10 protein-coding genes are annotated in these 12,704 nt (G+C 71.9%); 4 read left to right on the top strand and 6 right to left on the bottom strand.

The window, feature by feature from the left end:
• Positions 1–152: 152 nt before the first annotated feature.
• Complete coding sequence (locus FOE67_RS05345; RefSeq protein ID WP_182660960.1) at positions 153–1,085, top strand: spermidine synthase; 933 nt, start codon at positions 153–155, stop codon at positions 1,083–1,085.
• A gap of 52 nt (positions 1,086–1,137) precedes the next feature.
• On the opposite strand, the gene FOE67_RS05340 is transcribed toward FOE67_RS05345, so the two are convergent.
• Positions 1,138–1,770 carry a hypothetical protein gene (locus tag FOE67_RS05340; protein ID WP_182660958.1) on the bottom strand — a complete coding sequence of 211 codons (633 nt, stop codon included), beginning with the start codon at positions 1,768–1,770 and terminating at the stop codon, positions 1,138–1,140.
• 32 nt (positions 1,771–1,802) lie between these two features.
• On the opposite strand from FOE67_RS05340, the gene FOE67_RS05335 reads away from it, so the two are divergent.
• Entirely contained in the window at positions 1,803–2,543 is a 741-nt protein-coding gene (locus tag FOE67_RS05335) for a response regulator transcription factor (RefSeq protein WP_182660956.1), read from the top strand.
• Complete coding sequence (locus tag FOE67_RS05330; protein ID WP_182660954.1) at positions 2,540–3,928, top strand: sensor histidine kinase; 1,389 nt, start codon at positions 2,540–2,542, stop codon at positions 3,926–3,928. The genes FOE67_RS05335 and FOE67_RS05330 overlap by 4 nt, the downstream gene beginning before the upstream one ends.
• A gap of 271 nt (positions 3,929–4,199) precedes the next feature.
• On the opposite strand, the gene FOE67_RS05325 is transcribed toward FOE67_RS05330, so the two are convergent.
• The 4 genes from FOE67_RS05325 to FOE67_RS05310 all read right to left on the bottom strand — a co-directional run bounded on the left by FOE67_RS05325 (position 4,200) and on the right by FOE67_RS05310 (position 9,179).
• On the bottom strand, positions 4,200–5,618 hold the full coding sequence (locus tag FOE67_RS05325; RefSeq protein WP_182660952.1) for a GH1 family beta-glucosidase: 1,419 nt from the start codon (positions 5,616–5,618) through the stop codon (positions 4,200–4,202).
• Positions 5,619–5,836: 218 nt separating this feature from the next.
• On the bottom strand, positions 5,837–6,775 hold the full coding sequence (locus tag FOE67_RS05320) for a carbohydrate ABC transporter permease (RefSeq protein ID WP_182660950.1): 939 nt from the start codon (positions 6,773–6,775) through the stop codon (positions 5,837–5,839).
• A gap of 3 nt (positions 6,776–6,778) precedes the next feature.
• Positions 6,779–7,801 (bottom strand): carbohydrate ABC transporter permease, encoded by a 1,023-nt coding sequence (locus FOE67_RS05315; protein WP_182660948.1) that lies wholly within the window; start codon positions 7,799–7,801, stop codon positions 6,779–6,781.
• Between the two features lie 22 nt (positions 7,802–7,823).
• The gene (locus FOE67_RS05310) at positions 7,824–9,179 is read right to left on the bottom strand and encodes an ABC transporter substrate-binding protein (RefSeq protein ID WP_182660946.1); all 1,356 of its coding nucleotides are present in this window, start codon (positions 9,177–9,179) and stop codon (positions 7,824–7,826) included.
• A 237-nt stretch (positions 9,180–9,416) separates the two neighbouring features.
• On the opposite strand from FOE67_RS05310, the gene FOE67_RS05305 reads away from it, so the two are divergent.
• Positions 9,417–10,454 (top strand): LacI family DNA-binding transcriptional regulator, encoded by a 1,038-nt coding sequence (locus tag FOE67_RS05305; RefSeq protein ID WP_182660944.1) that lies wholly within the window; start codon positions 9,417–9,419, stop codon positions 10,452–10,454.
• A 785-nt stretch (positions 10,455–11,239) separates the two neighbouring features.
• Here FOE67_RS05305 and FOE67_RS05300 read toward each other — a convergent pair.
• A complete protein-coding gene (locus tag FOE67_RS05300) occupies positions 11,240–12,508 on the bottom strand; it encodes a helix-turn-helix domain-containing protein (protein ID WP_228473569.1) in 1,269 nt (422 codons plus the stop codon).
• Positions 12,509–12,704: the final 196 nt, after the last annotated feature.

Below are 12,704 nucleotides of genomic sequence, written 5' to 3'. Positions count from 1 at the left end.
GTCCCCGCCCCATCCGTGACCCGGCCGCCCGCGACGGCGGCCCGGGGCCCGTGCGTCGCCCCTTCCCCTCGGGTTGGTGGCGTCCCCGGGGTCCCGACCGCCGCCGCGGGCGGCCGGACCCGCACCCGCACCCGCACCCGCATACTGGTCCGATGGCAGCACGACGCGGCGGACCCGGTGGCCGAGGCCGGCGGGGGAGCGCCCCCGGGGACCCCACCGACCCGAGGGGGAGGGGCGCCGCCGGGGCCCCTCCCACCGGCGATCCCACCGCCCGGGTGGCCGGGGGCCTCGCCGTCCTGGTCCCCGACCCCGACCATCCCGGCGCCCGCGAACTGCGGGTGGACGGCGCGCCGCAGTCCCACGTCGACCCCCACGACCCCCTGCGGCTGGTCTTCTCCTACCAGCGGCGGCTCGGCCACGTCATCGACCTGGCGGCACCGCCCGGTCGCCCCCTGGACGCCGTGCACCTGGGCGGCGGCGCCCTCACCCTGCCCCGCTACCTCGCCGCCACCCGCCCCCGGTCCGTCCAGCAGGTGGCCGAGCCGGACGTCCGGTTGACCGAGTTCGTCCGCGAGCACCTGCCCCTGCCCCGGGGCGCCCGGATCCGCGTCCGCGCCCTGGACGCCCGGGAACTGCTGGAGCGGCTCCCCGGGGACTCCGCCGATCTCGTCGTCGCGGACGTCTTCGCCGGTGCCCGCACCCCCGCCCACTGCACCGGCGTGGAGTTCGTGGACGCCGCCCGCCGGGTGCTGCGCCCCACCGGCATCCTGGCCGTCAACGTCACGGACGGCCCGCCGCTGACCCACCTCCGGGCCCGGACGGCGGCCCTGACCGACCGTTTCGCCGAGGTCTGCCTGGCCGCCGAACCGGCGGTGCTGCGCGGCCGACGGTTCGGCAACGCCGTGCTGGCGGCGTCCGACGCGCCCCTGCCCGTGGCGGAGTTGTCCCGGCGCAACGCGGCCGGCCCCTCCACCGCCCGGCTGCTGGCCGGCGCGGAACTGCGGGACTTCCTGGCCGGGGCCCGCCCGCTGACCGACGCCGACGCCGCCGCCTCCCCGGCCCCGCCGGCGGGCACCTTCGACTGACCGGCGGCCCCGGGCGGCCCCGGGGCGGCCCCGGGGCGGGATGCCCGCCGGCTCACTCCTCGTGCAGGTCGATCCGGGGCGGGTGACCGTTCCAGACGCAGAACACCGACAGCGAGCGGGAGGAGTCGGAGAAGGTCACCCGGATCCACACCTCGTGCGACCAGGTCTGCATCTCCCACCCCGGCTCGGGGGTGGCGGAGACCAACTCGCAGGTGTGGGGGTGCAGATCGAAGACGACCCGGCCGCCGTCGGTCTTCACCGAGTGCACCGATCCGTGATCCGCCCGCTCCGCGTCGGACCCCCCGTCGCCCCCGTCGCCGTCCCGGTCGGGGCCGGGGGAGCGCTCGGCGTGCGAGGCACCCGTGGCGCCGTTCGCACCGCCGCCTCCCCGCGATTCCTCCCCCTCGCCGTCACCGTGGTCCCCGTCCTCCCCGGGATCTCCCCCCTCCTCCTCGTCGGACGGATCCGGTGAGGCATCGGCGGAGGGTTTGGGACGATGGGTGGACGAGGCGTCGGGATGGTCGTCGCCGGCCTCCTGCCAGCGCGGTGGATCGGTCACCCGGGCCGCCTGCGGCGGATCGTAGACCGTCCCCCGGAGCACGGAACCCACCCCCCACCACGTGAGGGTCACGGCCAGGGCCGTGCTGACCACCCACGCGGCGGTGTGCACCAGATGACGTTGCATCCACATCACTCTAATGGCGTACGGTGCCGCGCATGGCACATGTGCTTGTGGTCGAGGACGATCCCTTCGTCCGCTCCGCTCTCATCCGGCATCTGACCGATGCCTCCCACACCGTCCGCAGCGTCGGCACCGCCCTGGAGGCGCTGCGCGAGGTGGCCCAACTCGAATTCGATCTGGTGATCCTGGATCTCGGCCTCCCCGACCTCGACGGTTCCGAGGCGTTGAAGATGCTGCGCGGGATCACGAACATCCCGGTCATCATCGCCACCGCCCGGGACGACGAGGCCGAGATCATCCGGCTGCTCAACGCCGGCGCCGACGACTACCTGGTCAAACCCTTCTCCGTGGACCACCTCTCCGCCCGCATGGCGGCGGTCCTGCGGCGCGCCGGGGCCGGCGGCCCGGCCGCCCCCCGCGACGGCGTGGTGCGGGTGGGCGGCCTCATGGTCGATCCGCAACGCCGTCGGGCCCAGTTGGACGGAACGCAACTGGACCTGACCCGACGCGAGTTCGACCTGCTGGCCTTCCTCGCCCAGCGCCCCGGCGTGGTGGTCTCCCGCAAGGAACTCCTCTCGGAGGTCTGGCGCCAGTCCTACGGCGACGACCAGACCATCGACGTCCACCTCTCCTGGCTGCGCCGCAAGCTCGGGGAGACCGCCGCACGACCCCGTTACCTGCACACCCTGCGCGGGGTCGGGGTCAAGCTGGAGCCGCCCGCCGGCGCCGGCCCGGAGCCCGCCGCACCGCCCCCCGATCGGGGACGTTCCGCATGAGATGGGCCCTGGTGCGCATCGCGCTCGCCGTCACCTCCATGGTCGTCGTCGCCTTCGCGGTGCCGCTCGGCATGGTCATCCAGCAGATGGCCAACGACCGGGCGCTGAGCAACGCCGAACGCCAGGCCGCCGCCATCGGGCCGGCCCTGGCCATCACCTCCGACCGCGACCAGCTCGAACGCGCGGTGGCCAGCACCGAGGCGGGAGCCGGGCGGCGCATCGCCCTGCACCTGCCGGAGGAGTGGTCGGAGAACCCCGGCATCATCGGCGGCTCCCGGGTCACGGAGGCCGACATCGCCGCCACCGTCCGCGACGGCCGCGCCGTCTCGCTGTCGGTGGAGGGCGGCGTGGCGCTGCTCCAGCCGATCGCCGTGGAGGGCGGCCTGATCGCCGTCGTCGAGGTCTTCGTGCCCAACGGCGAACTCTCCACCGGCGTGGTCACCGCCTGGTTGGTCCTGGCCGCCGTCGGACTGGCCCTGATCATCGGATCGGTCGCCGTCGCGGACCGCCTGGGCCGGCGCATGGTGCGTCCCGCCGAGGACCTGGCCGCCGCCGCCCGCCGGCTGGGGGAGGGCCGGCTGGGGGTGCGCGTCCCCGAACAGGGACCGGACGAACTGCGCCTGGCGGCCTCCGCCTTCAACGCCATGGCCCGACAGGTCGCCGGGCTTCTCGCCGGCGAACGGGAGATGGCCGCCGACCTGTCGCACCGCCTGCGCACCCCGCTGACCGTGCTGCGGCTCAACGCCGCCTCGCTCGGCGAGGGAACCGCCGCCGAACAGACCCGCCAGGCCGTCGACCAGCTCGAACGCGAGGTCGACGCCATCATCGAGACCGCCCGCGAACACCGCACCGCCCTGCCGGAGGGGCGGGGCGCCGTACCGGTGGAGGACACCGACATCGCCGAGGTGATCCGCGAGCGGATGGACTTCTGGTCGGCCCTGGCCGAGGACGAGGGCCGCGAGGTCCGCACCGCGGGGCTGGACGAACCCGCCCGGGTGCCGGTGCCCCGCGCCGAACTGGTCGCCGCCCTCGACGCGATGCTCGGCAACATCTTCCGCCACACCCCCGAGGGCACCGCCTTCGCGGTGGACGTGCACAGCGGGGACGGCAGCAACTCGGTGATCGTGCTGGTCTCCGACGCCGGCCCCGGCATCCCGGACCCCGACGCCGCGCTCGCCCGGGGCCACGGGGACGGCGGCCCCGGCTCCACCGGCCTCGGCCTGGACATCGTGCGGAGGGTCGCGGAGTCCACCGGCGGTGACGTGCGGATCGGGCAGTCGGTGCTCGGTGGCGCGGAGATCCGGGTGTGGCTCTCCCGCGACGGCCGGGCGGCCGGCCGCGACGGGGGCCGGCACCGCGCGGTCCGTCGTCGCGCCCGGGCCTGACGCCGCCGACACCTGCCCGACACCTGCCCGGCCCCGGGCCGCGCCGGCGGCGGCGAGGGCGGGCAGTGGGGCCGGCGGGAACCACGAAGGGCCGTGCCCGGCGGGGAGCGTGCCCCGAACACGCCGGTGGCCCGCCCGCGCCCCCCGAAGGGGCACGGGCGGGCCACCGGCGGCTCCCGCACCGCCGCGGGGCGCGCCGTCACGCCGTCCGCTCCCGTGAGCGTTCACGGGAGCGCGTTCGGCCGCGGATCACTCCCGGATCACTCCCGGATCACTCCGGAGCCGGCAGCTCCCCGGTGGCGATCGCCTTCGCGTACCAGCGGGCGCTGGTCTTCGGCGTGCGCTGGAGGGTGTCGAAGTCCACGTGCACCATGCCGAACCGCTTGCTGTACCCGTAGGCCCACTCGAAGTTGTCCAGCAGCGACCACAGGAAGTAGCCGCGGACGTCCGCGCCCTGCTCCATCGCCGCGTGCACGGCGGTGAGGTGGTCGTGCAGGTACTCGACGCGGTCGGGGTCGTGGACCGCGCCCGAGGCGTCCGGCTTGTCGTCGAACGCGGCGCCGTTCTCGGTGATGTACAGCGGCACGCCCGGCGCCTCGCGGTGGAAGCGCAGCAGCAGCTCGGTCAGACCGGTGGCGTCGATCGGCCACCCCATCTCGGTCTTCTTGCCGGGCTGCTCCAGGAACTCCACGTCCTCGGAGCCCACCCACGGGGAGTGCGCGGAGACGCCGTGGCCGTCGTTCTTCGCGTTGGCCGAGCCGGGCTCGGAGGCGGAGACCAGCACCGGGTTGTAGTAGTTGATGCCGATGAAGTCCAGCGGCTGGTTGATGGTGGCCTCGTCGCCGTCGCGGACGAAGGACCAGTCGCTGACCCGGGCGGTGTCCCGGCGCAGGTCCTCGGGGTAGGTGCCGTCCAGCAGCGGGCCGGTGAAGATCCGGTTCTGCAGGGCGTCGATGCGGCGGGCCGCGTCGAGGTCGGCCTCGGAGTCGCTCGCGGAGCGCACCACCGCCGGGTTGAGGGTGATGGAGCACTGGGCGTCGCGCGGCAGGACGCCGCGCAGCGCCTGCACGGCCAGGCCGTGGCCGAGGTTGAGGTGGTGCGCGGCGCGCAGCACGGACTCCGGCTCGGTGCGCCCCGGGGCGTGCACGCCGGAGCCGTAGCCCAGGTACGCGCTGCACCACGGCTCGTTGAGGGTGGTCCACATGCCCACCCGGTCGCCCAGCGCCTCGCCGGCGAGGCGGGCGTACTCGGCGAAGCGCTCGGCGGTCTCCCGCGCGGGCCAGCCGCCGGCGTCCTCGAGCTCCTGGGGGAGGTCCCAGTGGTAGAGGGTCGCCACGGGGGTGATGCCGCGCTCCAGCAGGCCGTCGACCAGGCGACGGTAGAAGTCCAGGCCGGCCTGGACGGCGGGACCGCGACCGGTGGGCTGGACCCGGGTCCACGCGATCGAGAAGCGGTAGGCGCGCAGGCCCAACTCGCTCATCAGATCGATGTCCTCCTGCCACCGGTGGTAGTGGTCGCAGGCGACGTCACCGGTGTCGCCGGCGAGCACCTTGCCCGGGGTGTGGCTGAAGGTGTCCCAGATGGAGGGGGTCCGCCCGCCCTCCCGCGCGCCGCCCTCGATCTGGTACGAGGCGGTCGCCGATCCCCACAGGAAGTCGGAGGGGAAGGTGATCCGGTTGCTCTCTGTCATGGAAGCGCTCCCATGCGTAGTGTGCGAAGGGTGTGGTGGTGCGGGTCGGTGCACGGGATTCGCCCCGGTCCGGCCGGTCCCCCTCCGGTCGGACGCGCGGCTCGTGCGGGCGGCGCCGGTGGGACCCCGGCCCCGGGCCCCGGCACTCGCGTGCCGGGACCCCGGCCCCGGGAGCGACGGGTCGGGCACGGGTGCCGGTCGTCCACCGGCACCCGTGCTCAGCCCTTGATCGCGCCGTGCATGATGCCGCCCACGATCTGCTTGCCGAAGATGGCGAAGACGATCAGCAGGGGCAACGTGCCCAGCAGGGCGCCCGCCATGATCACGCCCTGGTCCGGCACGTAGCCGCGTCCCAGGCCGGTGAGGGCCACCTGAACCGTCGGGTTCTGCTGGGTCAGCGCGATGATCGGCCAGAAGAACTCGTTCCAGGCCATCACGAAGGTCAGCATTCCCAGCACCGCCATGGCGGGGCGGGCGACGGGGAAGACCACGTGCCAGACCACGCGCAGGCTGTTCGCGCCGTCCACCCGGGCGGCCTCCACCAGCTCGGTGGGCAGGGCCTGCACCAGGTACTGCCGCATGAAGAACACGCCGAAGGCGCTCACCATCATCGGCAGGATGACCGCCTGGAGCCGGTCGGTCCACTGGAGTTCGGCGATCGCCATGTACAACGGGACGACGCTCAGCTGCGGCGGCACCATCATGGTGCCGATCACCAGCATGAGCAGCACGTTCTTCGCCCGGAACTGCAGCTTGGCGAAGGCGAACCCCGCCAGGGTGGCGAACAGCACCGTGCTGAGCGTGATGGTTCCCGCGACGAAGACCGTGTTGATCAGCGCCGTGCCCATGTTGGCGGTGTTCCACGCCTGGTCCAGGTTGTTCCACAGGTCGTCGCCGAACCAGAACGGCGGCGGGGTCTGGGCGAGCCTGGTGTTGGTGGAGGAGGCCGCGAACATCGTCCACACCAGCGGGAACAGCGACCCGATGGTGAAGATGATCAGGATGACGTAGGTCAGCCAACCGGCGTGCATCTGCCGGCCGGCGCCACCGGCCCTGATGCGCCGGCGGCGGGACGGGGCACCCCCGTCGGGGGTGTCCGGCCGGGCGGCCGGGGCGGAACCGGGCGGCCGGGTGGCCGTCTCGGAGGAGATGCTCATGGCTCACGCCCCCTTGCTGCCGGTCGATCGGCCGATCAACCGGGCGAAGAACCAGTAGACCAACCCGATGATGATCAGGAGCAGGAACATCGACCAGGCGATCGCCGAGGCGCGGCCGAGGTTGAAGTTCGTCCAACCCATCTCGTACAGGTACAGGCCCAGCGTCTGGTACTGGTTGTCGGCGCCACCGCTGGTACCGCTGCCGAAGAGCAGGGGCTCACCGAACAACTGGGTGGCACCGATGGTGGAGACCACCACGGTGAACAGGATCGTGGGGCGCAGGGCCGGGATGGTGACGTGGATGAACTGCTGCCACCGGGAGGCCCCGTCGATCGACGCCGACTCGTAGAGGTCCTTGGGCACGGCCTGCATGGCCGCCAGGTAGATCAGGGTGTTGTAGCCGGTCCACCGCCAGATGACGATGGTCGAGACCGCGATCTTCGCGGTCCACGAACCGGCCTCCCACTCGATGTTGTCCACACCGAACAGGCCCAGGAACCAGTTGATCATGCCGTAGTCGCGACCGTAGAGCATCGCGAACACCAGCGTCGCCGCCGCCACCGACGTGGCGTACGGCGTCAACATCGCCACCCGGAACATCATGCTGTTGCGCAGCTTGTAGTTCAGCAGGTGGGCCAGGCCCAGGGCCATGAGCAACTGCGGAACCGTGGCGATCACGCCGATGATGAAGGTGTTCCACAGCGCGTTCCAGAAGAACTCGTCGCCCAGCAGGCGGGTGAAGTTGTAGAACCCCACCCACTCCATGTCCGTCGGCGAGTGCAGCGAGACGCGGTGCAGCGACGCCCACCCGGTGAACAACAGCGGGAAGAGGCCGAACGCGGCGAAGAAGAGGAAGAACGGTGCGATGAAGCCGTAGGGGCTGAACTTGGTGTCCAGCCGGTAGCGCAGCGACCGGCGGCGGAGCTTCTTCTCCTCGGGGGTGAGCGGGGGCTCACCGCCGCGCTGCGGGCGCGGGGCCGCGCCCCCCTTCGCGGGGGGCGCGGCACTGTGCTGTTCCGTTGCCATGGATGACTTTCCGGATTCGGGGTCAGTCCGCGAGGGCGTTGTCGACGGCCCGGACGGTGGCCTCCCACGCCTCATCGGGGTCGGCGCCCTGCTCCACCCGCAGCACGCCGTTGGAGAAGCCCTCCTGGATCACCTGGTCGCGCGGACCGACGATCAGGGTCGGGATGTCGGCCGCGGCGGCGGTGAACAGCTCACCGATCGGGGCGTCCCCGAAGTAGCTGTTGGTGGCGCTCTGCACGACCTCCGACTCCTGGGCCTCGGCGGAGCTGGGGAAGCTGCCCCGCTCGGCGAAGAGCTTGGCCTGCTGCTCCGGCGCGGTCAACCAGGTGATCAGCTTGATGGCCTCCTCCTTGTTCTGGGAGGCCTCGGTCACGCCCAGGAAGGAACCGCCCCAGTTGGCCGGACGCGGCGCGGCGGCCACGTCCCAGGCACCCTCGCCCTCACCGCCGGACTTGTCCTCGATGTAGCCGAGCATCCAGGCCGGGCAGGAAAGGGTGGCGAAGTCACCGTTGGCCATGCCCTGGTCCCACTCGGTGGAGAACAGGTCGTGGCGGGCGGTCAGCCCCTCCTCGGCGGCCTGGACGGCCATGTCCCAGGCGGTCCGCACGGCCTCGCTGTCCTCGTAGATCGTCTCGCCGGCCTCGTTGTAGTACCGCTCGGCGTAGCTGTTGGCGATCGCGCTGAACATGCCGGAGCCGGAGTCGACCCACTTGGCGTCACCGGTGAAGTTCTCCTGGAACTCCTTGCCGGCGTCGATGTAGGCCTGCCAGTCGCCCTCCCACAGCGCCCCGACCTCGTCGCGGTCGGTCGGCAGGCCGGCCTCCTCGAAGAGGTCCGTGCGGTAGCAGATGCTCATCGGGCCGATGTCGGTGCCCAGGCCGACCACCCGACCGTCCGCACCGGTGGCCTGGTCGACCTTCCAGGGCAGGAAGTGCCCGAGGTCCACACCCTCGGCCTCGCTCAGGTCCACGAAGTAGCGGCCGAGGTCGTTGGCGATCTCGTTGATGTTCGCGACCTCGATGGCCTGGATGTCGTTCAGGCCGCTGCCGGTGGGCAGGCGGGTCAGCAGCGCGGGGTAGTAGTCCTCACTGCGCTGGGTGGAGTTCTGCTCGATGGTGACGTGCGGGTTGGCCTCCATGTACTCGTCGTACAGGCCGGCCTCCTCCAGGCCGAACTGGCCGAAGACGCCGATCGACAGGGTGACGGGCTCCGGGTCGCCGTCGGCGCTGCCGCCGCCACCGGTGCCGTTGTCGTCGTCGTTGCCGTTGCCACCGCAGGCGGCCAGCAGGCCGACCCCGAGGGTCACGGCAAGGCAGGTCCGGAGGGTCCTACCGGTGGTGCCGCGGGTGCCGCGCGGCGTTCTGGCGGTGTTGCGCATGTGGTCGTCCTCCTGGCGCACTGACGTTGCCTCTCCCGGTCGCTCTGCGGCGCGTGGGGGTGAACGGACCCGGGGCTCGGAACGTATGGGTTGTGTAGGGTTTCAGGTGGATGGGAGCGCTCCCAAACTTGATGAAGTGAAGAGTTCCCGGTCTGGGGGCGAGTGTCAAGGCATCCGGCTGGACGGAGTCGATTCCGTGATGTAGTTGGATCCCGGGGCGACAACAGGAGGAATCCGATGGCAGTCGGAAGACGAGGATTGGGAAGAGATGGAAGACCGACACTGGAACAGGTGGCGGCCCGCGCCGGAGTGGGGCGCGGTACCGTCTCGCGGGTGATCAACGGATCACCCCGGGTCAGCGACCGCACCCGCGCCGCGGTCGAGGCGGCCATCGCGGATCTGGGCTACGTGCCGCACCGCGCCGCCCGCGCGCTCGCGGCCAACCGCACCGACGCCATCGCGCTGGTGGTGCCCGAGCCGGAGGCCCGGCTCTTCGCGGAACCCTACTTCTCCGCGATCATCCGCGGGGTCAGCGCCGAACTGGCCGACACCGACTACCAGCTGCTGCTCACCCTCAGCCGCACCCCCAAGGAGCGGCAGCGCTTCGCCCAGTACGCGGCGGGCAACCGGGTGGACGGCGTGCTGCTGGTCTCCGTGCACGGCGAGGACCCGCTGCCCGAACTGCTCGGCCAACTCGGCATCCCCGCCGTGATGAACGGCCGCCGGTCCGCCGACGAGCCCTTCCCGCACGTGGACTGCGACAACGTGGCCGGCGCCCAACTCGCCGTCGAGCACCTGCTGGGACGCGGCCGTCGGACGGTCGCCACCATCACCGGCCCGCTCGACATGTACGCCGCCTGGTGCCGCCTGGCCGGCTACCGCGAGGCGCTGGAGGCCGCCGGCCACGAGTACGACGACAGCCTGGTGTGGCGCGGCGACTTCACCGAGGAGAGCGGCTACCTGGGCATGCGCGAGCTGCTGGACCGCCGCCCGGACATCGACGCGGTCTTCTGCGCCTCCGACCTCATGGCGGCGGGCGCCCGCCGCGCGCTGCGCGAGGCCGGACGCTCGGTCCCCGGTGACGTGGCCCTGGTCGGCTTCGACGACTCGGCCATCGCCCGGCACATGGACCCGCCGCTCACCAGCGTCCGCCAGCCCATCGAGGGGATGGGGCGCGCGATGGCCCGGGCGCTGCTCGCGGAGATCAACGACGGCATGCCGATCCACCCGCAGCAGATCCTGCCCACCGAATTGGTGCGGCGCGGCTCCTCCTGAGGGTCCCGGGGCCCGACGGCCCCCGCCGGCAACGCCGTTCCGCCGGTCGTCACCGGTCGGTCGTTCGCCCGCCGACGCACCGCCCCCGCCGCGCTCCCGCCGCGCGGCACGGGCGGCTCGGCCGACCCGACAACGGCGCCCTGTGCCTCGGTACCCGGGTACCCGTCCTCGACGGGCCCGGGGCCGCGGCGTGCCCACAGGGCCCCCACGGGGCCCGTCGTGGGGGCCGCGTCCCGCCGTCCCGCCCGCGCCGATCGGCCCGACGGAGACCCTGCCGGGGCCGGCTGCACCGCCGGGTCGTCCGCGCCGCGGCCTCCCCGCGCCCCCGGGGACTCCTCGGGTCGCGCCCCCACGCCCCCTCCGGGGCCGGGACCGCGGGAGGCCGCCGTCGAAGAAAAACCCCTGAAAACCGTGCCGCGTGAAACCACCCGGGCGATCTTCGAAAAGGATCCACGAAGGCCGCCCGGGGCGGTCTCCTTTGCGTCGTTCCGGGACTCCCCGCTGTCCGCTTCCGTGAGTTTTTCTCTGTTTGTGACGGCCACTCCGTGCGCCCCGGAGCGCACGGAGGGTTTCAAGAGGTGAACGCATGACGCCCGCCGCGCTCCCCGACGCCTTCGACTCCGGATCCCATCGTCACCGCCCGTGCAGCACCGGTGGCGGAGCACCCTGTTCACTTGCCGTGACGCTTTGGTCACCATTCGGATGGTGTCATGGGCGACCGCACACCGGTACGGCTCCCCGCGCACACGGGGATGGTTCCGGCGGAGTGAGCTCCCCGGGTTCGGTCAGAGGGCGTAGGGGTCCTCGCCGATGGAGTCGGCGACACGATCCAGCGACTCCCGAAGAGCGGGGGGAGCCCCCGGTATGACCCTTCCCCGCCGGATGGTGGTCTCCAGTACGCTCAGGGTGATGGTGGAGGCCATCTCCCCGGCCTCGGGGGCGAGGAAGTTCGCGACCTCCTCCGCCTCGCGCCATGCGCCCAAGTCGAGGAAGCAGGCAAGCAGTCGAACGGCGGCGACGTTCCGGTAGCCCACCGGTTCACCGCTCGGTGCGTGGGTGACGCGTTGCAGAAGGGGAACGGCTTTCTCCCACCTTCCCGATTCCTGTAGGGACCGCCCCTCCTGTCGGTCGAGCTCGTCCTCCGAGATCCACCACGACCACGGTGGGGCCGCGTCCGGGGGATCGTCCTGCAGCAGTGAGCGAGCCCGTCGAAAGCTTCGGGCGGCCTCCTCGTGGCGCCCTGTCCCGGCCAGGCCCTGGCCCTCCCGGGCCCGGAAGATCGCCTCCACCCGTGGGGACAGCTCACGGGACTCCAACACGGAACGGGAGATCGCCAGTTCCTCCCGGTGGCGTCCCACCCACCCGGCGACCATGCCCATGTTCTGGAGGATGAGGAGTTCGATCGAATCGTCCCCGGCCAGTCGCGAAAGGAACAACGCCTCCTGGTTGAACCGACGGGCGGCGGGGAGGTTCTCCGCGTTGAACAGAGCCCATCCCGCGATTTCTGCCAACTCCGCTGCGGCAGAGCGGATATCCCGCTCGTATCGCGCTTCGTAGCCGCCTTCCCCGAGGCGTCGATGGACCGCTTTGAAGGCGCGGGTGGCCATGTCCGCGATGGGGAGGCCGTTGAGTTCGTGGTCCAGGAGGATCAACCGACGCGAGGTCTCCCGGATCGCGCGGACGTAATCGTCGCCGGCGGGAGCGCCGTCCGCTGCTGCCAGCCGTGACAGGGGCAGGGAGGCTACTCGGGGGCTCGTCTCCGACGCGCTCCCCACTTCCCATGGGCGAGGTGCCAGCCGCAGCATGTGGCCGGGAATGCGCAGGGCGTCGGCGATCTGCTCGATCTTCGACAGTGTCGAGATCGTCCCCTCTCCACGTGCCAGTTGGCAGACGCGGGAGGATTTGATGTCGCACGCTTCCGCGATCTGGTTGAAGCTGATACCCGCCCACTTGCGGAGGAGGAAGAACAGCCTTCCGAAATCCTGCGCGGCGAGGGCTTCCCGCACGTCATCCCGTTTCAACAGGTGTGGAGGGACGGCGGTCGATGTTCTCATGTCACTTCCCCCGAGATCCTCACGCTTCACTCGTCCGGTTCACCCATCATGGGTGGCCCACGGTGGGATAACGCCCGGGATTCCGGTGCGGCATCCTCATCGCCATGATTACTCGTCGTGATGAGAAGGATACGCTTTCTCTTCCGGTCCCGGGGGCGGTCGTTCGTGACGTCCGCCGGGGGCTGTCTCTTATACA

It is taken from the genome of Streptomyces calidiresistens (assembly GCF_014141525.1).
Lineage (GTDB): Bacteria > Actinomycetota > Actinomycetes > Streptomycetales > Streptomycetaceae > Streptomyces > Streptomyces calidiresistens.
The sequence above is the reverse complement of the archived record's forward strand: the minus strand, read 5'-3'. Positions and strand labels throughout refer to the sequence as shown.